At 43.1% G+C, this 1,037-nt stretch carries 2 tRNA genes and 2 rRNA genes; all 4 read right to left on the reverse strand.

Features of this window, described 5'->3' with window-relative positions:
- Nucleotides 1–261, reverse strand: a 23S ribosomal RNA gene (locus tag RR877_RS10605); the annotation flags it as partial.
- A gap of 349 nt (nt 262–610) precedes the next feature.
- Nucleotides 611–686, reverse strand: a tRNA-Ala gene (locus tag RR877_RS10610).
- Between the two features lie 55 nt (nt 687–741).
- A tRNA-Ile gene (locus RR877_RS10615) sits at nt 742–818 on the reverse strand.
- Nucleotides 819–879: 61 nt separating this feature from the next.
- Nucleotides 880–1,037, reverse strand: a 16S ribosomal RNA gene (locus RR877_RS10620); the annotation flags it as partial.

Here is a 1,037-nt window from a genome sequence, read left to right on the forward strand (position 1 = left end):
CCCCGTTCGCTCGCCGCTACTAAGGGAATCTCAATTGATTTCTTTTCCTAAGGGTACTGAGATGTTTCACTTCCCCTCGTTCGCTTCATAAACCTATGTATTCAGTTTATGATACCCGCCTTATAGCGGGTGGGTTTCCCCATTCAGAAATCTCCGGATCACAGGATATTTGCCGCCTCCCCGGAGCTTATCGCAGGCTATTACGTCTTTCATCGCCTCTGACTGCCAAGGCATCCACCACATGCACTTAATTACTTGACTATACAACCCCAAACAGTCGTTAACACATACAAGTGAGTGTTATCGTTGCAAACTTAATTGCTACCATCTGTTGTCTGTGAATTTAATCACTATACAGCTTCAATCTAATTCATATACCAAAACGCTTGATTCAGTTAATTTGCTAGTTCTCAATTACATTCTTTCGAATGAATCAAGTTTGAACAATTTATTTCAGACTCAATTTTCTAATCTGTTAATGATTAACTACCACCTCGTCGGTGAGTAGTAAACTGTGATAAATCACAGAACTTAATAAGCTATCTACTTACTAAATTCTATAAGCTATCTTGGAATTTAACTTTCGTTTTTTACATTACTTTGTAATGTATGGTGGAGACTAGGAGAGTCGAACTCCTGACCTCCTGCGTGCAAAGCAGGCGCTCTACCAACTAAGCTAAGTCCCCAGCTTATCACTTAATGAACGACATATCTTTCAATCCAAGCTACTGCAATCAGATTTGGTGGGTCTGACAAGACTTGAACTTGTGACCCCACGCTTATCAAGCGTGTGCTCTAACCAACTGAGCTACAGACCCTCAGATACATCTTCATGAAGAACAACTTGTTGTGGATTCTTACCAATCGTCAATCTTTCGTTAAGGAGGTGATCCAGCCGCAGGTTCCCCTACGGCTACCTTGTTACGACTTCACCCCAGTCATCGGCCACACCGTGGTAAGCGTCCTCCTTGCGGTTAGACTACCTACTTCTGGTGCAACAAATTCCCATGGTGTGACGGGCGGTGTGTACAAGGCCC

Source organism: Aurantimicrobium sp. (assembly GCF_036667855.1).
Taxonomy (GTDB): Bacteria; Actinomycetota; Actinomycetes; order Actinomycetales; family Microbacteriaceae; genus Aurantimicrobium.